The sequence below is a fragment of the Kocuria sp. CPCC 205261 genome (assembly GCF_040981025.1).
Classification (GTDB): Bacteria; Actinomycetota; Actinomycetes; order Actinomycetales; family Micrococcaceae; genus Kocuria; species Kocuria marina.
Genome location: NZ_JAVKPU010000017.1, coordinates 1 through 17289, shown reverse-complemented (window position 1 = coordinate 17289; position 17289 = coordinate 1). Strand labels below are relative to the sequence as shown.

General features: G+C 71.6%; 17 protein-coding genes, 1 pseudogene and 1 riboswitch. Of the genes and pseudogenes, 7 read left to right on the top strand and 11 right to left on the bottom strand.

The annotated features are described in order from the left end of the window. Window positions 1-95: 95 nt before the first annotated feature. From RF646_RS12620 to RF646_RS12600, 5 genes are all read left to right on the top strand, one after another. Window positions 96-761 carry a DUF305 domain-containing protein gene (locus RF646_RS12620; protein WP_368836154.1) on the top strand — a complete coding sequence of 222 codons (666 nt, stop codon included), beginning with the start codon at window positions 96-98 and terminating at the stop codon, window positions 759-761. Between the two features lie 99 nt (window positions 762-860). Then, window positions 861-947 (top strand): SHOCT domain-containing protein, encoded by an 87-nt coding sequence (locus RF646_RS12615; RefSeq protein ID WP_311254043.1) that lies wholly within the window; start codon window positions 861-863, stop codon window positions 945-947. Then, complete coding sequence (locus tag RF646_RS12610; protein ID WP_368836153.1) at window positions 944-2428, top strand: multicopper oxidase family protein; 1485 nt, start codon at window positions 944-946, stop codon at window positions 2426-2428. Before RF646_RS12615 ends, RF646_RS12610 begins: the two co-directional genes overlap by 4 nt. Before the next feature lie 87 nt (window positions 2429-2515). Continuing rightward, window positions 2516-3847 (top strand): APC family permease, encoded by a 1332-nt coding sequence (locus tag RF646_RS12605; RefSeq protein WP_098056165.1) that lies wholly within the window; start codon window positions 2516-2518, stop codon window positions 3845-3847. Window positions 3848-3911: 64 nt separating this feature from the next. Beyond that, window positions 3912-4787, top strand: coding sequence for a potassium channel family protein (locus RF646_RS12600; protein WP_035962920.1), 876 nt, complete (start codon window positions 3912-3914; stop codon window positions 4785-4787). Window positions 4788-4842: 55 nt separating this feature from the next. On the opposite strand, the gene RF646_RS12595 is transcribed toward RF646_RS12600, so the two are convergent. From RF646_RS12595 to RF646_RS12550, 10 genes are all read right to left on the bottom strand, one after another. Next, the gene (locus tag RF646_RS12595) at window positions 4843-6264 is read right to left on the bottom strand and encodes an NADH-quinone oxidoreductase subunit N (protein ID WP_368836152.1); all 1422 of its coding nucleotides are present in this window, start codon (window positions 6262-6264) and stop codon (window positions 4843-4845) included. Window positions 6265-6279: 15 nt separating this feature from the next. Beyond that, the gene (locus RF646_RS12590; protein ID WP_029603319.1) at window positions 6280-7770 is read right to left on the bottom strand and encodes a NuoM family protein; all 1491 of its coding nucleotides are present in this window, start codon (window positions 7768-7770) and stop codon (window positions 6280-6282) included. 2 nt (window positions 7771-7772) lie between these two features. Next, entirely contained in the window at window positions 7773-9683 is a 1911-nt protein-coding gene (locus tag RF646_RS12585; RefSeq protein ID WP_035962911.1) for a proton-conducting transporter membrane subunit, read from the bottom strand. Then, window positions 9680-9982, bottom strand: coding sequence for an NADH-quinone oxidoreductase subunit K (locus tag RF646_RS12580; protein WP_019310381.1), 303 nt, complete (start codon window positions 9980-9982; stop codon window positions 9680-9682). The genes RF646_RS12585 and RF646_RS12580 overlap by 4 nt, the downstream gene beginning before the upstream one ends. Further along, the gene (locus tag RF646_RS12575) at window positions 9979-10542 is read right to left on the bottom strand and encodes an NADH-quinone oxidoreductase subunit J (protein WP_019310382.1); all 564 of its coding nucleotides are present in this window, start codon (window positions 10540-10542) and stop codon (window positions 9979-9981) included. The genes RF646_RS12580 and RF646_RS12575 overlap by 4 nt, the downstream gene beginning before the upstream one ends. Window positions 10543-10545: 3 nt before the next feature. After that, window positions 10546-11481, bottom strand: coding sequence for a complex I subunit 1 family protein (locus RF646_RS12570; RefSeq protein ID WP_029603322.1), 936 nt, complete (start codon window positions 11479-11481; stop codon window positions 10546-10548). Then, window positions 11474-12724: a hypothetical protein gene (locus tag RF646_RS12565; RefSeq protein WP_368836151.1), complete on the bottom strand. Its 1251-nt coding sequence runs from the start codon at window positions 12722-12724 to the stop codon at window positions 11474-11476. The genes RF646_RS12570 and RF646_RS12565 overlap by 8 nt, the downstream gene beginning before the upstream one ends. Further along, window positions 12715-13059, bottom strand: coding sequence for an NADH-quinone oxidoreductase subunit A (locus RF646_RS12560; protein WP_019310385.1), 345 nt, complete (start codon window positions 13057-13059; stop codon window positions 12715-12717). The genes RF646_RS12565 and RF646_RS12560 overlap by 10 nt, the downstream gene beginning before the upstream one ends. A gap of 104 nt (window positions 13060-13163) precedes the next feature. Then, window positions 13164-13850: a DUF305 domain-containing protein gene (locus RF646_RS12555; protein ID WP_098055718.1), complete on the bottom strand. Its 687-nt coding sequence runs from the start codon at window positions 13848-13850 to the stop codon at window positions 13164-13166. A 416-nt stretch (window positions 13851-14266) separates the two neighbouring features. Then, a complete protein-coding gene (locus RF646_RS12550) occupies window positions 14267-14677 on the bottom strand; it encodes a four-helix bundle copper-binding protein (protein WP_019310387.1) in 411 nt (136 codons plus the stop codon). Window positions 14678-15267: 590 nt separating this feature from the next. After that, window positions 15268-15457: riboswitch (cyclic di-AMP (ydaO/yuaA leader) on the top strand. A 5-nt stretch (window positions 15458-15462) separates the two neighbouring features. Between RF646_RS12550 and RF646_RS12545 the strand changes: the two genes are divergently transcribed. Continuing rightward, window positions 15463-16125, top strand: a complete 663-nt coding sequence (locus RF646_RS12545) for a C40 family peptidase (RefSeq protein ID WP_368836150.1) — start codon at window positions 15463-15465, stop codon at window positions 16123-16125. Window positions 16126-16264: 139 nt separating this feature from the next. Here the strand turns inward: RF646_RS12545 and RF646_RS12540 are convergent, their stop codons facing one another. Beyond that, on the bottom strand, window positions 16265-16846 hold the full coding sequence (locus tag RF646_RS12540; RefSeq protein ID WP_143470094.1) for a class I SAM-dependent methyltransferase: 582 nt from the start codon (window positions 16844-16846) through the stop codon (window positions 16265-16267). Window positions 16847-17167: 321 nt separating this feature from the next. Between RF646_RS12540 and RF646_RS12535 the strand changes: the two are divergent. Next, window positions 17168-17289: pseudogene (locus RF646_RS12535) on the top strand (impB/mucB/samB family protein); the annotation flags it as partial.

Below are 17289 nucleotides of genomic sequence, written 5' to 3'. Positions count from 1 at the left end.
CCGGGACCGGATCCCCCACGGCCCGACCCGGCTCCCGGTCTCCAGGCCCTGCCTGGGGCCACCACCACCCAACCACCCCACGTAAGGACATCCCCATGAACCGAGCCTCTTCCCTCACCGCCGTGGCCCTCGCCTCTGCCCTGGCCCTGGCCGGCTGCGGCACCGGAGGCGAACAGAACACTGACGCGGCCTCCGAGACCACCAGCTCCACAGCTGCCGCCACCGGGGCCGGTAGCCCCTCGAGCACCCCGCCGGGCGCTACCTCAGGGGAGCCGATCGCTGAAGAGCACAACGACGACGACGTGATGTTCGCCCAGATGATGATCCCCCACCACCAGCAGGCCGTGGACATGAGCGAGACACTGCTGGCCAAGGACGACATCCCCGCCGATGTCCAGGACTTCGCCCAGAAGGTCATCGATGCCCAGGGCCCGGAGATCGAGCGCATGAACCAGATGCTGCAGACCTGGGAAGCGCCGATGTCCGGCGAGGACTCCACGTCCATGGACCACGGGGCCGGCGGGATGATGAGCGAGGAGGACATGGGCATGCTCACCGACGCGCAGGGGACGGACGCGGCCCGGCTGTACCTGGAGCAGATGACCGTCCACCACGAAGGCGCGGTCGAGATGGCCCAGGAGCAGATCGAGCAGGGACAGAACCCCCAGGCCGTCGAGCTCGCCCGCCAGGTGGTCGAGGACCAGGAGGCGGAGATCACCGAGATGGAGCAGATGCTCCAGGAGCTGCCGGACGGTTCCTGACTGCCCCGGTGACCGGCGTCGCCGCCCACGGGCGGCGGGACCCGGCAGGGCGGGAGCGCCCCGCCGCCGACGGGCGCGGGTCCGCGCCGGTCCCGGGAGATCCTCGAGGAGCGCTACGCCCGCGGGGAGATCAGCACCGAAGAGTATCGCGAGCGGCTGCGGACCCTGGAGGAGGGCGACCGGTGAGCCCGCTGACCCGCCGGCAGCTGCTGGCCCTGGGTGCGGCCGGGGCCGGCGCCGCGGCCGTGGGCGGGGCCGGGCTGTGGTGGACCGGCGGCGGTGGTGAGGCCCTCGGCGGCGGCCGGGAGCTGCTGCAGCCCGAGGTGCTGTCCAGCCGGGACGGGGCCCTGGACCTGGCCCTGGAGGCCGCCCCCGCCCGGGTGCGGATCGGGGCGCGCACCGCGCACGTGCAGGCGTTCAACGGCTCCCTGCCGGGGCCCACCCTGCGGGTCCGCCCCGGCGACACGCTCCGGGTGGCGATGACCAACGGCCTGGAGGCCCCCACGAACCTGCACGTGCACGGGCTGCACGTCTCCCCGGAGGACAACGGGGACAACCCCTTCGTCAGCATCGCCCCCGGGGACTCCTTCGACTACGACTTCTCCCTTCCGGACGACCACCCGCCCGGCACCTACTGGTACCACCCGCACCGGCACGGGCACGTGGCCGACCAGCTCGCGGCGGGTCTCTACGGGGCCATCGTCGTCAAGGACCCCGACCCCGTGCCCGTGGCCCGGGAACGGGTGCTGGTGGTCTCGGACCTCACCCTCGACGACTCCGGGAACCTGGCCGAGGTCTCCCCGCCGCAGCGGATGATGGGCCGGGAGGGCGAGACCGTGCTGGTCAACGGCCAGGTCCGGCCCCGGGCCGGCGCCGCACCCGGGGAGCGGGAGCTGTGGCGGGTCGTCAACGCCTGCCCGGCCCGGTACCTGCGCCTGACCCTCGACGGCCAGAAGCTGCGGCTGCTCGGCCGCGACGTCGGCCGCCTCCCCGAGCCGGTCGAGCTCACCGAGGTGACCCTGGCCCCGGGCAACCGGGTGGAGCTGCTCGTGGACACCCGCGAGGGCGCCTCCACCCTGACCGCCGCCCCCGTGGACCGCGGCAGCATGGACGGCATGATGGGCGGGGCGATGCCGGGGGACGGCCCCGGCACCGACGAGCCGATCGAGCTGCTCACCCTCGAGGTCACCGGGGACCGGGCCGCGGACGCCGGCCCCGTCCCCCCGGGTCCGGTGCTGCGGGACCTGCGCGAGGAGCCGGTCGCGGCCCGGCGCACCCTGGACTTCGCCATGGGCATGGGCATGGGCGGGATGATGGGCGGCATGCGCGGCCCCGGGCAGATGATGTCCTTCACGATCGACGGGCGGCCGTTCGACGCCGAGCGCACCGACCAGCGGGTCCGGGTGGGCACCGTGGAGGAGTGGACCCTCACCAACTCCAGCCCCATGGACCACCCGATGCACCTGCACGTGTGGCCCATGCAGGTCGTGACCGAGGCGGGCCGCGAGGTCGCCGCACCGCGGTGGCTGGACGTGGTCAACGTCCCGGCCTTCGGAGAGGTGACGGTCCGGGTGGCCTTCGACGACTTCGCCGGCCGCACCGTCTACCACTGCCACATCCTCGACCACGAGGACCTCGGCATGATGGGCACCCTCGAGGCCCGCTGAGCACCGTGGGCCGGCCCACCGACCCTGTCCGAACCACCCCACCGCCGGGGGCACTCACCGCCCGGCAGGAAGGACGTGCACCTCCTCATGGACCACGACACGCAGACGCAGCAGAAGCTCTCCCTGACCGGTTCCGTCGCCCTCGGGACGGGGGTGATGATCGGCGCAGGCATCTTCGCCCTCGTGGGGCAGGTCGCCGAACTGGCCGGCGGCTGGGTGCCCTGGGCGTTCCTCGCCGGAGCCGTGGTCGTGGCGTTCAGCTCCTACTCCTACATCCGCTACTCGGCCACCAACCCGTCCTCCGGCGGGATCGCGATGCTGCTCAAGGCCGCCTACGGCCCCGGGGTTCTCGCCGGGTCCTTCTCCCTGTTCATGTACGTGTCGATGATCCTGGCCGAGTCCCTGCTGGGCCGCACCTTCGCCTCCTACCTGCTGCGCCCCTTCGGCCTGCAGGGCTCCGAGGTGTGGGTGGCGGTGCTGGCGGTGGTGGCGATCGTGGCCGCCGCCCTGGTCAACCTGGTGGGCAACCGGTGGGTGGAGCGCTCCGCCACGGTGACCGCGGCGCTCAAGATCGTCGGGATCGCCGTGCTGGCGATCGCCGGCATCCTCGCCGCCGGGGTGTCCTCCCTGGGCCGGCTGTTCAGCGCCGCCGACCGCACCCCGCCGGAGGCGGGATGGCTGGGCTTCCTGGCCGGAACCACCCTGTGCATCCTGGCGTACAAGGGCTTCACCACGATCACCAACCAGGGCGCCGACCTGCAGCAGCCGGAGCGCAACATCGGCCGCTCCATCATGATCTCCCTCGCCCTGTGCACCGTGCTCTACCTGCTGATCACCGTCGCGGTGACCGGCAGCCTGACCGTGCCGCAGATCGTCGAGGCCCGGGACTACGCCCTGGCCGAGGCGGCCGAGCCGATGTTCGGCGCCTGGGGCGTGACGCTGACCGTGGCGATCGCCGTCGTCGCGACCCTGTCGGGGCTGATCGCGAGCCTGTTCTCGGTCTCGAAGCTCTACGACATGCTCCGCGACATGGGCCAGGCCCCCGGGCTGCCGGGTCAGGAGGGCCACCAGTCCCTCTACATCACGGCGGGACTGGCCATCGTCATGGCGGCCTTCTTCGACCTGGGCCAGATCGCCTCCCTCGGCGCCATCCTCTACCTGGCGATGGACATCGCCATCCACCTCGGCATCCTCCGCCACCTCAAGGACGACGTCGGGGCCAAACCGTGGATCCCCTGGGTCGCGATCGCCCTCGACGTCACGGTGCTCGTGCCGTTCGTGCTGCTGAAATCCCAGTCGGACCCGTTCACCCTGGTAATCACCGCCGTGGTGGCCCTGGTCATCGTCGTGGCGCAGTGGTTCACCGTGCGACACCGCTCCGACGAGGACGCGCGGCAGGGCGAGCACGAACAGCACTGAGGACCGGTGAGCCGCCCCGTAACCCGGGGACCGGAAGAACAAAAACCAACGACGGAGGTCGATCATGGACGTACTGCTGACAGCTCTGGGGATCGTGGTCATCGTGGCCGGGCTGATGGACATGTTCCACACCCTGTTGCACCCCAGCGGCCAGGGACGTCTGAGCCGACTGGTGCTCTCCACGGTGTGGAAGGTCTCGAAGGCCACCGGTCACCGGGCCGGCTCCGCCGTGGGGCCGGCGGCGATGGTGGCCGTGGTGCTCCTCTGGGTGGTGCTGCAAGCAGCGGGGTGGGCGCTGATCTACTACCCGCACGTCCCGGGCGGGTTCATGTACTCCTCCGGCATCGACGCGGCCGCCTACCCGGACGCGGTCGAGGCCGTCTACGTCTCCGTGGTGACGCTGTCGACGCTGGGCTACGGGGACGTGGTGGCCACCGACTCGTGGATCCGGGTCGCTGCCCCGTTCGAGGCCTTGACCGGGTTCGCGCTGTTGACCGCGGCGCTGACGTGGTTCACGCAGATCTATCCTCCCCTGATGCGGCGCCGGGCGCTGGCCCTGGAACTCAAGGGGCTGGCCGACGCCGACTATGCCGAGACGATCGAGGAGGTCGAGCCGGTCATCGCCTCCCGGGTCCTGGATTCCCTGCAGGCGGATCTCACGAAGATCTCCGTGGACTTCACCCAGCACACCGAGGGTTTCTATTTTCAGGAGAGCGACCCCGATCTGTCCTTGGCACGGCAGTTGCCGTATGCGCTGCGGCTCCGTGATGCGGCCATGGCCCGGTCCGAGCCGGCGGTGCGGTCCAGCGCCCAGCGGCTGTCCTCGGCCCTGGACCAGCTCGGGTCCGAGATCAAGGACGACTTCGTGGGCACCGGGGAGCACCCCGGTGAGGTCTTCGCCGCCTATGCGGCCGAGCACGGCCAGAGCACCCGGGCCTGAGTTCGCCCCTCTCGGCGTTGCGCACGGGCGGTCCGGGGCGCGAAGGTCGCCGCACCTACATTCCCAGGGGGCCCTCGAGGGCCGCCCACAGGGCGCCGGCCAGGACACCCAGCACCAGGCTCGCGACCGCGGCGACCCCGGCGGTGACGGCCGGCCAGGCGGCCGCCCCGCCGCGGCCGGGGAACCCCGCGGCGTGCTGCTCCGGGCGGGCGAAGACGGGGGCGAACCAGCGCAGGTAGTAGAAGAGGCTGAGCACGCTGCTGAGCATCACCACCAGGGCCAGCCAGCCGTGCCCGCCGTCCCAGGCGGCGGTGGCGGTGGTGAGCTTGCCGACGAACACGGCCAGCGGCGGGGTCCCCACCAGCCCCAGCAGCGCCACGAGCAGCGCCAGCCCCAGGCCGGGGCGGGAGCGCGCCAGGCCCCGGTAGTCGGCCAGCTCCCGGTGCTCGGGCAGCGCGGCGGTGACGGCGAAGGCGGCGACGTTGGTGACGGCGTAGGCGGCGAGGTAGAACAGCAGCGAGGGCAGGGCCAGGTCGCTGCGCCCGGCCGCGGCCACGGGCACGAGCAGGAACCCGACCTGGGCCACCGTGGACCAGCCCAGCAGCCGGCGGGGGTCGGTCTGCCAGTACGCCGCGAGGTTGCCCAGGACCATCGAGGCGGTGGCCAGCAGTGCGGCGACGAGCAACCAGGAGCCGTCCCCGGCGGAGACCGTGGCCACGAGCCGGTACACGGCCACCAGCGCCCCCACCTTCGGGACGGTGGTGAGGAACGTGGCGGCGGTGGCCCCGGTGCCCTGGGCGGCGTCGGGCACCCAGAAGTGGAAGGGCACCCCACCGGCCTTGAAGAGCAGCCCGGCGAGCACGCCCAGCACGCCCGCGCCCACGGCCGCGGCCGGGGCCGCGGGCAGCGTCTCCTCGAGCAGGGCGTAGTCGGTGCCCCCGGCCAGGGCGTAGAGCACGGTGACCCCGAGCATGAGCAGGATCCCGGACAGCGCCCCCATGAGGTAGGTCTTCATGGCGGCCTCGGCCCCGGCGCGGCCGCCGGTGAGGCCGACGATCCCGTACAGGGGGATGCTGGCCAGCAGGAACCCCACGATCAGCACGAGCAGGTCGGTGGACCCGGCCAGGACCATCACCCCGGTGGTGGCCAGCAGCAGCAGCGCGTACGTGTCCGACTCCCGCGGGGACCCGGCGATCTCCCCGGAGGCCACCCCCAGGACTAGCAGGGTGGTCAGGGCGGTGATCACCCGGGCGGTACCGGTGGCGGTGTCCACGGTGAAGGTGCCGCTGAAGGCGCTCTGCGCGGGCCCGGCCATGGCGAGGGCCGCGGCGGTCGCGGCACCCAGCAGGGCCAGGGCTGCGGCGGCGCGGGCGATCCACTGCCGGTCGCGGGGCAGGAAGGATCCGCCCAGCAGCACCACCAGCCCGCCGAGGAAGACGAGAATCTCTGGCAGCAGCAGCTCGGGGCGCATCTGCATCGAGGCCTCCATCGGCTACCGTCCCACCAGGCCCACGAGGGCGGCCGAGGCCGGCTCGATCACCTCGAGCAGCACCCGGGGCAGCACACCGATGAGCAGGGACAGGCCCAGCAGGGGACCGGCGGACCACAGCTCCGGCGCCCGGAGGTCCTCGAACCCGGGGGTGTGCCCGGCCGCCGGGCCGGTGAAGACCCGCTGCAGGGCCCGCAGGAACAGTGCGGCGGTGACCAGGATGCCCACCAGGGCGACCGCGGTGACCGGGGCCACCGCCACGCTGCCGGCGAAGATCTGGAACTCGGCGATGAACCCGGAGAACCCGGGCAGGCCCAGGGAGGCGAAGGCCCCGACCGCGAACAGCGCCGCGTAGCGCGGGGCGGGGGCGGCCAGCCCGCCGTAGGAGCCCATGTCGTAGGAGCCGGCCCGGTCCTGCATCACCCCGGCGAGCAGGAACAGGGCGGCGGTGATCAGCCCGTGGCTGACCATCTGCACCACCGCGCCGGTGACCGCCACGGACCGGGCCTGGGCGGCGCCCTCGGCGAGGACCCCGACCGCGCCCAGGGCCAGGACGATGTAGCCCATGTGATTGACCGAGGTGTAGGCGATCATCCGCTTGAGATCCGTCTGGGCCAGGGCCACGAACGCCCCGTAGAGCACCGAGACGACGCCGACGGCCACGATCACCCAGGCCCACGCCCGCCACGCTTCGGGCAGGATCGGCATGGCGATGCGCACGAACCCGTAGGTGCCCATCTTCAGCAGCACCCCCGCCAGCACGGCCGAGCCGGTGGCCGGGGCGTCCGTGTGGGCCGGGGGGAGCCACGTGTGGAACGGCACGGTGGGGGTCTTCACGGCCAGGCCCACCAGGATCGCCGCGAGCACCAACCCCCCGGTGAGCGGATCGCCCGCCAGAGGTGCGGCCGCGACGAGCTCGGGGATGTCGAAGGTGTGCGGTGCCGCCGCCACGTAGAGCCCGATGAAGCCCAGCAGCAGGGCCAGGGAGCCCAGGAACGTGTAGAGGAAGAACTTCAGCGCCGACCGGACCGCGTTGCCGTGGCCCCACCCGGCGATCACGAAGTACATGCCCACGATGGACAGGTCGAAGAAGACGAAGAACAGGATGAGGTCGGCCGCCACGAACACCCCGAGGCTCACGCCCTGCAGGAACAGGAACAGTGCGGCCTGCACGCGCGGGCGGTCCGCGTCCCGCAGGGCGTGGACGGCGCAGGCCAGGAACACGACGGCCGTCATGGCCAGCAGCGGCAGGGAGAGCCCGTCCACGCCCACGTGGTAGCTGCTGTTCACCCCGGGGATCCACGGCACCTGCTCCTCGAACGCCAGCCCGTTGGGTCCCGGGTCCTCGTAGCCCGCCCACAGCACGCCCACGAGCAGCAGCTCCACGACGCTCACCGCCACCCACGCCCACCGCGCGGCCGCGGCCCCGATCGAGGGGACCACGGCCAGGACGGCGGCGGCGGCCAGGGGCAGGAAGACGATCAGGCTCAGCATGTTCATCCCATCACGGCGTAGACGGACCAGACCATGACGCCGACGGCGAGCACCGCGACGGCCTGGAGGAAGTACTGGTGGACTGCCCCGGTCTGCGGGGCCCGGGCCAGCTGCCCGAGCCGGCGGACCCGGCCGGCGAGGCCCTCGACGGCGCCGTCCACGACGTCGTCGTCGAGCCGGGCCGCACCCCGGCCGGTCGCGTCGGCGGCGTGCGCGGTGGCCTCGACCCCGGTGTCGAGGGCCCGGTCGTCGAACCGGGCCGCGGCCCGTGCCAGCACCGGGACGGCCCCGGCGGCGGCGGTCACGGCCCGGTCCAGGACGAGGTCGTCGAACCGGGCCAGGGCGTGCGCCAGGCCCAGTGAGGGGCGGACGACGACGGCGTGCGCGGCGGCCTCCAACCCTAGCCACCGCACGGCCCATCCCGGCTCGGGGACGCGCAGGCGCAGCATGAGCAGCAGGACCACGAGGGCGATCGCGGCCGAGACGAGCAGCTCGGCGGCCGCCACCTCACCGTGCCCGCCCACCGCCTGGGCGAGGGTCGTGCTGACCGGGGGCAGGGCCAGCACCCCGAGGGCGGCCGCGCCGACGGCGAGCACGACCAGCGGGACCTGCTCCAGCACCCCCACTCCCCCGGTGCCGCCCTCCTGGGCCTCAGCGCGGACACCCCGATACCAGATCGTCCACAGGACCTTGCCCGCGTAGGCCGCCGACAGGGCCGCCGCCACGAGCCCGGCGGCGTAGAGCCACGCCGAGGCCTCGAGGGCGGCGGCCAGCACCGCGTCCTTGGTGGCCCACAGGGACAGTGGGGCGATCCCGGCCAGGGCCAGCGCCCCCACGGTCGCGCTCACGCCCACGACCCGCCACCGGCGGCCGGCCCCGCGCAGTGCCGCGAGCTCCTCGGTGCCCAGGGCCGTCAGCCACGCCCCGGCGGCCAGGAACAGCAGCGCCTTGGTGGAGGCGTGGGCCACCAGGTGGGCCGCGCCGCCGCTGACCGCGCCCACCCCGGCGGCCAGCACGACGAAGCCCAGCTGCGCCACCGTGGACGCCGCCAGCAGCTGCTTGAGCTCCCGCTGGGCCAGCGCCACGAACCCCATCAGCACCGCGGTCACCGCCCCGATCCACGCCGCGGCCGGGCCCGCCCACCCGGTGGAGGCCAGCAGCGGCTCCACCCGGAGCAGGAGGTAGCCGCCCATGGCGACCATGGCCGCGGAGTGCAGCAGCGCGCTCACCGGGCTGGGGCCCTTCATCGCCCCGGAGAGCCAGAAGGAGAACGGCAGCTGCGCGGCCTTGCCTAGGGCCGCCACGAGGATCCCGGCCGCGATCACGTGCCGCCACGGGCTCTCGGCGGCCGGCAGGGCGGACAGGGCCATCCCGGCGCCGCCGGCCAGGGCGGCGCCGGCGGCGACGTAGAGTCCCAAGTCCGCGGTGCGGGTCGTGATGAAGGCGGTGAGTCCGGCCGAGACGCGGTCGGCGTCCCGCCACCAGAACCCGATCAAGGCGTAGGACGTGGCGCCCATCAGCTCCCAGGCGAACAGCAGCGCCGGCAGGCTCGCGGCCGTGACCGTGGTCAGGGCCGCGGCGGCGAAGAGCAGCATCAGCCCGTGGAAGCGCGGCCGTGCCGCCCGGATGCTGCCGGCCGCGAAGACCAGCACCAGGAGCGTCACTCCCGCGACCATCGGGAGGGTCAGTGCCGCGAGGGCGTCGGCCTCCAGCGCGAAGTCGGCACCGGCCACGAACGGATACGCCAGGGCGGGCCGCGCCAGGGCGGCGACCGCCGCGAGCACCGTGGTCACCGCGGCGGTCGCCACCGCGACCGGGGCCGCGGCACGCTCCGCCCGGGTGAGGGCGAGCACCGCCCCCACGGTGGCCGGGAGCACCACCACGGCCAGCAGGACGGCCTGGGCCGCGGTCATCGGGAGAGCTCCTCGGCCATGTCCGTCATGTCGGTCTGGCGCCTGCGGTGCAGCAGCGTGGCCACGGCGAAGCCCATGGCCATCTCCACGGTCATGGCCGCCAGGATCACCAGCAGCAGCACCTGCCCGGAGGGGTCCGGGGCGAGGAACCACCAGAAGCCCGCGGCGGCCAGGAGGACCCCGTTGATCATCAGTTCCAGGCCCATCATCACCATCACCACCACCTGCTGGGACAGGGCGCCGTAGAGCCCGACGGCGAACAGTGCGGCGGCCACGACCAGCACGGCTTCCAGGGTCATCGGCCCACACCCCCCGGCTGGGGGTCGTCGGCCGGGCGGCGGCGCAGGTCGTCACCGAGCCGGTCGTAGCGGGTGCGGTGGGCGGCCAGGACCACCCCGGCCACGATGGTGGCCACCATGACAGGGCCCACCACGGCCATGACCAGCATCTTCTCGCCCATGATCTCCAGGCCCAGCGCGTGCGTGAGGTCCTCCGGCGGAGCACCGCGCCGCTGCGGCCACGGCACGAGCAGCGCACCGGCGGCCAGCAGCACGAAGACCCCGGCCGAGGCGACGATCGCGGTCTTCTTCCCGTGGGTCATGTCCATGGGCATCAGCGCCGGGTTCATGCCCATGAACATCACCATGTAGACCGCCATCACCGCCATCTCCATCACCATCATGAGGATCGTGATGATCCCGAGGTAGCTCTGCCCGAGCAGCAGAATCTGCACCCCCACCGCGATGAACGACAGCGCCAGGGCATAGGTGGCCCGGGCCATGGAGTCCACCACGAACACAGCTGCCCCCGCGGTCACGGCCACCACGGCGAGCACCCAGAATACGATTCCGACCAGCACGGCTCAGCCCTTCCAGACGACGACGAGGGACACGACCAGGTCCTGGAGCACGGCGGCCGGGAGCAGGACCATCCACCCGATCTCCATGAACCGGTCCGGGCGCAGCAGCGGAAGCTTCCGCCGCAACCACACGAGCACCGCGAGCACGGCCACGGTCTTCACCAGGACCCACGCCCAGCCGGGCAGGACCGGCCCGGCCCCACCCCCGAGGAACAGCGGCACCGAGAAGGCGGCTCCGGCGGTCAGGAACAGGTAGCGCCCGGCCTGGAGGACGAGGCGGTCGACCCCCGAGAGCTCGGCCAGCACGCCGCCGCCGATGTCGGCGGCCAGCGCCGGGGCGAACGGGCCCCACACGGAGAAGCCGGTCACGCCGATGAGGAACACGAGGAACGCCACCGGCATCCAGACCACGAACCACACGCCGTCCTGGGCCGCCGCGACATCGCCCACGGCCAGGCTGCCGGCGGCGATCGCCGGGGCCACCAGCGCGAACATCAACGGCAGCTCGTAGGCCAGCCCGTGCGCCAGGAAGCGGTAGCCGCCCACCAGGCCGTGGGCGGAGTTCGCACCCCAGCCGGCCAACCAGACCAGCGCCCAGACCATGACGTCCACGGTGTTGAACCACACGACACCGACGTCCAGGTCCGCCAGCGTCCACTCCCCCAGCGGGATCACCGCGATCATCAGGAACGCCCCGACCAGCATGCCCGCGCCACCGATCCGCCACAGCAGGGTGTCCGCGGCCACGGTGCTCCGGCGCCGCTGCCGCAGCAGCCTCGCCGCACGGCCCAGCGGCGCGCCCCATCCGCCGCCGGTGCCCTGCGCCCGGGCCGAGAGCGCCGCATCCAGCGCCACGGCGAAGAAGGCCAAGCCGCACAGGAGGATCCCCGCCAGCACGGCCCATCCTCCGGGGACGGTCGTCACCACGCTCTCAGCCATGCCCCACCGCCTGGACGGCAGGATGCGGATCGAGATCCAGGCTCGCCACGGCCAACCGCACGGAGCCCAGCTCCAGCCCGGTCACCAGCTCCGGCAGCACCGCCCACGGCACCGCGGCGTCCTCCACCGGGACCGGCTCCGCGCCGCCGGCCTCGGCCCGGATCCGTTCCACCCGGGCCAGCAGCCGGTCGTGGGCGTCCCCGAGGCAGCGCCGCGGCAAACCATGCTGCTCCAGGTCGGACGGGTCGAGCGGCAGCACGCCCCGCAGCGACCAGCGGAGCAGTCGTGATCTCCGGATCGTCCGGTGCAACCGCTCGGCGGCGGCCCGGGCGGCGTCCTCGTCACCGCACAGCAGGGCGTCCCGGGCGCGGCGGGCGCAGGCCGCCGCGTCCTCGACCCCCGCGAGAGCCAGCAACGCCATGACCTGGTCGCACCACACCACCGCCGCCGGCGCGGGACCGGGACCCGGTCCGCCTGCTCCGGCGCCGTCGACCACGGAGGCTTCGGCGTCGACCACGACATCCCCCTGCAACGAGCAGCGCAGCACGAGCCCGGCCGGCCAGAACGGCAGCACGGGACCCAGCGGCAGGTGGAGCACGTCCATCTCCAGCCCGTCACGGTCCTCCCCGCCCCCGGCCAGGGCGATTCCCCCCGGGGCCATGTCCATCCCGCCGTGGCCACTGTGGTCCATGCCGCCATGACCGCCGTGGTCCATCTCGCCGTGGTCCATGCCCCCGTGGTCCATCCCGCCGTGGCCGCTGTGGTCCATGCCGCCATGACCGCCGTGGTCCATCTCGCCGTGGTCCATCTCGCCGTGGTCCATCTCGCCGTGGTCCATGCCCCCGTGGCCCATGCCCCCGTGACCCCCATGATCCGCGTCCTCGGGGATCTCGGGTTCCTGCGCCCGCTCCTGGGCGTCCGTCCGGTGGTGCGGGGTGTCGAGAAGGAGGGCTGCGGCGGCGTCGAGGGCGGAACCTACAGTTCCGGGCGAGGTGATGTCGGCGCGGACGCGGGGACCGGGCATCTGCTCCCAGAGCCGGTCCACGAGCTCCGAGAGCTCGGGGCCGGGGACACCGCACACCGCCAGGACGTCCGCGTCCGCTGGTGTCCACGCCGGTCGCCACCCACGGCGGAGCAGCTGGTGCTCGACCTCCATCCGGGTCGCCCAGTGCCCCGGGACCTCGACGACGAGGACCCGGGTGGCCCGGACCGCGAGCCGGGCGAGAGCACCGCTTAGGCCCATCGGAAGGCTCCTTCGCGCCAGGCCCAGGCCACGGCGACGAGCAGGGCCCCGAGGAACAGGAACATCTCCACGACCGCGGAGATCCCCTTCTCGATCACGACCACCGCCCACGGATACATGAAGAGCATCTCGACGTCGAAGGCCAGGAACACGATTGAGGCGAGGTACCAGCGGGCGTGGAATCGGGACAGCGCGTGCTCCTGGGGCATCCACCCGGATTGGGCGGGCAGAACCGTCAACGGCTCGGCGGTGATGACGGCAGCGCGGTGGAGTGCATAGAGGAGAACGACGACCGACAGCGCCACCAGGGCCATGGCCACGATCCCGGAGTACACGATGGTCTCCCCTTTCGCGCGGTCGGAACATGGAAGTCTGTCGTTGATCGGTGGGGGCCACCCTAACAGGTGGCCCCACCGATCGCGCTGTTTCAGCTCGGTGATCAGGCGCGGCCGGCGAGCCAGGTGCGGAAGTCCGCGACCTGGGCCTGTTGGGTGGTGATCCCCGCGGTGGCCGCCACTCGCAGCTGCGGGTGCACGGCACGGGACTGCGGCTCGAGGAACTCGATGATCCCGCTGTTGTGGTGCGGAATCATCTTCTGCACGAAGGCGACGTCGAAGTCCTCACCGGCCTCCACGGCCGAGAGTTCCTCGATCATCATCTGGGTCTCCTCCTCCAGGATCTTCATCTCCTCCTGGGCTTCTGCCGGGACCTGGGCCATGGCCTCTTCCGGGGTCAGCCCGTACCACTCCTCCAGCCACCGGGTGAACTGGTCGATCTGGTGCTGCTGGTTGGCGATGATGTTCTCCGCGTGCGTGCGGATGTCGGGACTGGTGCCGCGCTCCAGCTCCAGTTCGGCCATCTCGATGGCGGCGCGGTGGTGCGGGATGATCTCGGCCAGGAACGTGATCTCCAGTTCCTCGCCTTCGAGGCCGGCCAGGGTCTCGCCGAACTCGTAGGCGGTCGGGGAGGTGGGCTCGGGCTGGAGAGTCTCGGTCTGGGTATGGGCAGAGACCGGGGTGGCCTCCCAGCGGGCGAAGGCCGGGGCGGTCGCCCCGCCCAGCAAGGCGGTGGCGACGGCGATAGTGGCGGCCACCGTGGGGCGGCCACGGAATGGGGTGGAACCCATGATGATGTCTCTCTTCCACGACGAGGGAGCTCGACCCTGAGATGCCGGCTCGGTGATCACCCCGCCGCCGGGGCGGGAACGATCCGCGCGGGCGGGGCTGTGCTCAATGAGATACGGGGGGAAGAAAGAACCCCCGCCTCCGGAGGTGCCCGGTCAACGGATCAGATTCCTCTTTCACCGACGGAGGCCCATCCACGGCCTCCGTGGGTCAGCGTCGGCCTCCAGAAGAGGCCCGGTTTCCGTGGAGGAACTTCTCCCCAGGTGATCAGTCACCCGGGGCATCACCCGGGCGGTGGGTGTGTCATGGCGTCGCCCGACTTGTGCAGCTCGGGCTTGCTCCGCGGCCTCGCTCCCAGCCAGCCCCGGAGCTTCTCACCGCCGTCCGCCACCCGGGTGATGGGTCCGCGGGGGCAGGCTCAGCCCAGGGCGGCGACCAGCTCGGCGCAGGTGGCCTCGCAGCGCCGACAGGCCTCCGCGCAGATCCGGCAGTGCTCGTGCATCGAGGCGTGCTTCTCGCACTCGTCCGCGCAGGCCTTACAGGCCATCTGGCAGGCCCGGATCGCATCCAGGGTGATGTTCGCGTCGTAGCCGGTGTGCCGGGAGAGCACCCGCCCGGTGGCCTCGCACAGATCCGCGCAGTCCAAGTTGGTGCGGATGCACTTGGTCAGCTCCGCGACCATGTCCTCGGACAGGCACGCGTCGGCGCAGGCGGTACAGGTCTGGGCGCACTGGAAACAGGCCTCGATGCAGGCGGCTAGCTTCTCCTCGTCCACCCCGCCCAGGTCCTTCGGGTAGGTCTCCAGCATCGACGTCACATGATGAGTCATGGCTTGCTCCTTCGTCGGTTCGGCCGAGGAGACGAACCGGCCGGAGCCAATCCGCCATACAACCGACAGCAAACTGCGGATCTGGCCGGATGAAGCACTTACTCCTTGAAGATTCCGTGAAGAAATCCCGAGAGCGAGGCGCGCGCCACGCCACGCATCCATTTCCTTTTGTGAAAGATGCATAGGAACCATGAAGATCTCATGAAGAAATCTCTCTCGCGCCGCCGGAAGAGAACGACTTCCTGAAAATAGCCTGGATGATTTCCTAGCCTTTTCTTACCAATCCCTGTGGGGCGGCAGGGGCTGGCAGCTGCGCTCTTGCACCCCTCTGACGGAGCCGCAGGTACAGGAGGGCCTGGGCGCACACCGCGTAAATCCGCTAGTCGCCGTCAGATATGCACCTCTTCGGCAGCAATGTGCTGGGGCGCGAGTAGAAGGCGGCCGCCGCCTCGGCTGTCACTCCCGAGCGTCTCTCCGTCCCGCTCGGCGGTGAAACAAGGGGGGAGGAGCGGCCGTAACCGTAACGTGACTTTTCCGTTATCTGTTCGCTACTGTCCTCTGCGTGCCGATCGCCGATCCGGTTGGCATCCCCGGGTACATCGCCGAATTCTGCCGGTGCCCGGGGTCCGCTGAAAAGACATCGCTTGGCAGAAGCGGGGGAACCATACACGGTCCCGCCCTTGGGGCCTGGGGGTTAAGCCGGCCGGACGCGCGCGTCCGCCCGGCCGGGTGTCTCCCACCCGCATCCGACAGCTCACCTCGCAGGCAAAGGGAGGAATCCACTCATGCCCATGTTCCAGCGCCGTACTGCTCGCCACCGCGCCCAGACCCCGTCCCGCCTCGTTCGCCGCACCACTCTCGCAGCCGCCGCTGGTGCGACGGTGCTCGGCTCGGTGGCACCCGCCCAGGCCTACGCCGAGCTACCGACCCCCTCGAACACCGCCTCCTCCACCCCCGCCCCCGTGGTGGCGACCCTGGCCTCGTCCCCCGCCGCGGCCCCGATCGTCCCGGCAGCCACCCCGGCCCCTGGGGCGCAGGCGGCCTCGACGCCGCAGATGGCCTCGGCCTCGGATGTTTCCGTCCAGTCCACCGACACTACTGCTGTCTCCACTTCCGGGAGCGGGCTCGTGGGCACCGCCATGCAGGGTGTGGGCGGTGGTTACGTCTGGGGTGGTACCGCCTTCGGCGCCTGGGACTGCTCCGGGTTCACCCAGTGGGTCTACACCCAGAACGGCATCGAGATCCCCCGCACCAGCCAGGCCCAGTGGGCGGCTGGTACCCCGACCGCCAACCCCCAGCCCGGTGACCTTGTCGTCCAGAACGGTGGCGGCCACATCGGGGTCTACCTGGGCGGCGGCAAGATGATCTCCGCGCTGAATCCGACCCAGGGCACCTTCGTCCACGACGTCAACGCCATGCCCGTGGTCGGCTACGTCACCTTCCGCTGACCCACACCACTGGATGCCTTGGGCATCCACCCAGGGGCTCCTAGAGAAGCCGCCCCCGTGCTGTGGGGGCCCTGTCAACGACAGGGCCCCCACAGCACGGGATCTCATCCCGCAGTCCAGGCCTGGTTGCCAACGCAGGTCACCGCGTAGCTGGCTTCTGGGCAACAAAGCGTAGAATCCGCCCACCGAAGGACAACCGGAGGGCGAGGAGCTCCAGGCCGACCTGGTCGAGAACTGGTTCGAAGGCTCCGGGGTCGATGAGTCGGTGGGGAGAGCGATCGGCCCGGTGCACCAAGGAGGCCATCCGTGAGGCAAGCAGGTCGTATCCCACCAATGCCCCGCCCGGCCGCAAAACCCGGGACCCCTCGACCACCGCGTGTTCCCACTCGATGACGTGGTGGAGCATCAGGAAGCTCACAACCGTGTCAAATGACTCGTCCTCGAAGGGCAGGCGGGTGGCGTCGGCCTGACAGGCCTCAGCATGGGGGAATCTGACAAGGCATTGCTGCGCAACCTCAACCATCACCGGGTCGGCGTCGGTCGTAGTGAGCCGCACCCAAGGGTTGGCTTGGACGATCGCTTCGGCCATCGCCCCGCTGCCCCCGCCGATTTCCAGCACGTTCCCGGTGACGGGGAAGCCTTGGGTCGCCCAGGGGACCATTCGCCGGGCCAAAAGACTCCATGGCGCACTGCGGCAGCACGAAGCTTCTAGAGCGGACATCCTCGGCATGGACTCCCCCTCCCGGTGCATCCGGATCGTGTGCGCCGAGCCTAGCTCCACGATCGACAGCAGTGAACCGGCTCGGCAAGGACGAGGCGACCTCGCTATGCACACCGCCCGGGGTGGGCGCGGCCGCTGATTCGAGGAAGCTAGGTCCCTGGCCTCCGGACCCCCACCCATGCCCCCTCACGCGGGGTCAGCAATGATGTCGCCTCCGGCGGCTATACCTGCTCTCATGGGCAGGGATCAGATCTCCAAGCACAGGGAACATCGCAAGAACGAACATCGCGACATACCAACACGCCCCGTGGGGCGCTCGGCGTGATCGCCCTGGTGGACGTGAACAACTGCTACGTGTCCTGCGAACGTCTTTTCGACCCGTCCCTGCTCGGCAAGCCCACTGTGGTGCTGAGCAACAACGACGGGTGTGTGGTCGCCCGCTC

Excerpts from the sequence above, each read along its gene's own strand:
- RF646_RS12620 (WP_368836154.1), top strand. The coding sequence starts at position 96 with ATGAACCGAGCCTCTTCCCTCACCGCCGTGGCCCTCGCCTCTGCCCTG.
- RF646_RS12605 (WP_098056165.1), top strand. The coding sequence starts at position 2,516 with ATGGACCACGACACGCAGACGCAGCAGAAGCTCTCCCTGACCGGTTCC.
- RF646_RS12600 (WP_035962920.1), top strand. The coding sequence starts at position 3,912 with ATGGACGTACTGCTGACAGCTCTGGGGATCGTGGTCATCGTGGCCGGG.
- RF646_RS12595 (WP_368836152.1), bottom strand. The coding sequence starts at position 6,264 with ATGCAGATGCGCCCCGAGCTGCTGCTGCCAGAGATTCTCGTCTTCCTC.
- RF646_RS12590 (WP_029603319.1), bottom strand. The coding sequence starts at position 7,770 with ATGCTGAGCCTGATCGTCTTCCTGCCCCTGGCCGCCGCCGCCGTCCTG.
- RF646_RS12585 (WP_035962911.1), bottom strand. The coding sequence starts at position 9,683 with ATGACCGCGGCCCAGGCCGTCCTGCTGGCCGTGGTGGTGCTCCCGGCC.
- RF646_RS12580 (WP_019310381.1), bottom strand. The coding sequence starts at position 9,982 with ATGACCCTGGAAGCCGTGCTGGTCGTGGCCGCCGCACTGTTCGCCGTC.
- RF646_RS12570 (WP_029603322.1), bottom strand. The coding sequence starts at position 11,481 with ATGGCTGAGAGCGTGGTGACGACCGTCCCCGGAGGATGGGCCGTGCTG.
- RF646_RS12565 (WP_368836151.1), bottom strand. The coding sequence starts at position 12,724 with ATGGGCCTAAGCGGTGCTCTCGCCCGGCTCGCGGTCCGGGCCACCCGG.
- RF646_RS12555 (WP_098055718.1), bottom strand. The coding sequence starts at position 13,850 with ATGGGTTCCACCCCATTCCGTGGCCGCCCCACGGTGGCCGCCACTATC.
- RF646_RS12550 (WP_019310387.1), bottom strand. The coding sequence starts at position 14,677 with ATGACTCATCATGTGACGTCGATGCTGGAGACCTACCCGAAGGACCTG.
- RF646_RS12545 (WP_368836150.1), top strand. The coding sequence starts at position 15,463 with ATGCCCATGTTCCAGCGCCGTACTGCTCGCCACCGCGCCCAGACCCCG.
- RF646_RS12540 (WP_143470094.1), bottom strand. The coding sequence starts at position 16,846 with ATGTCCGCTCTAGAAGCTTCGTGCTGCCGCAGTGCGCCATGGAGTCTT.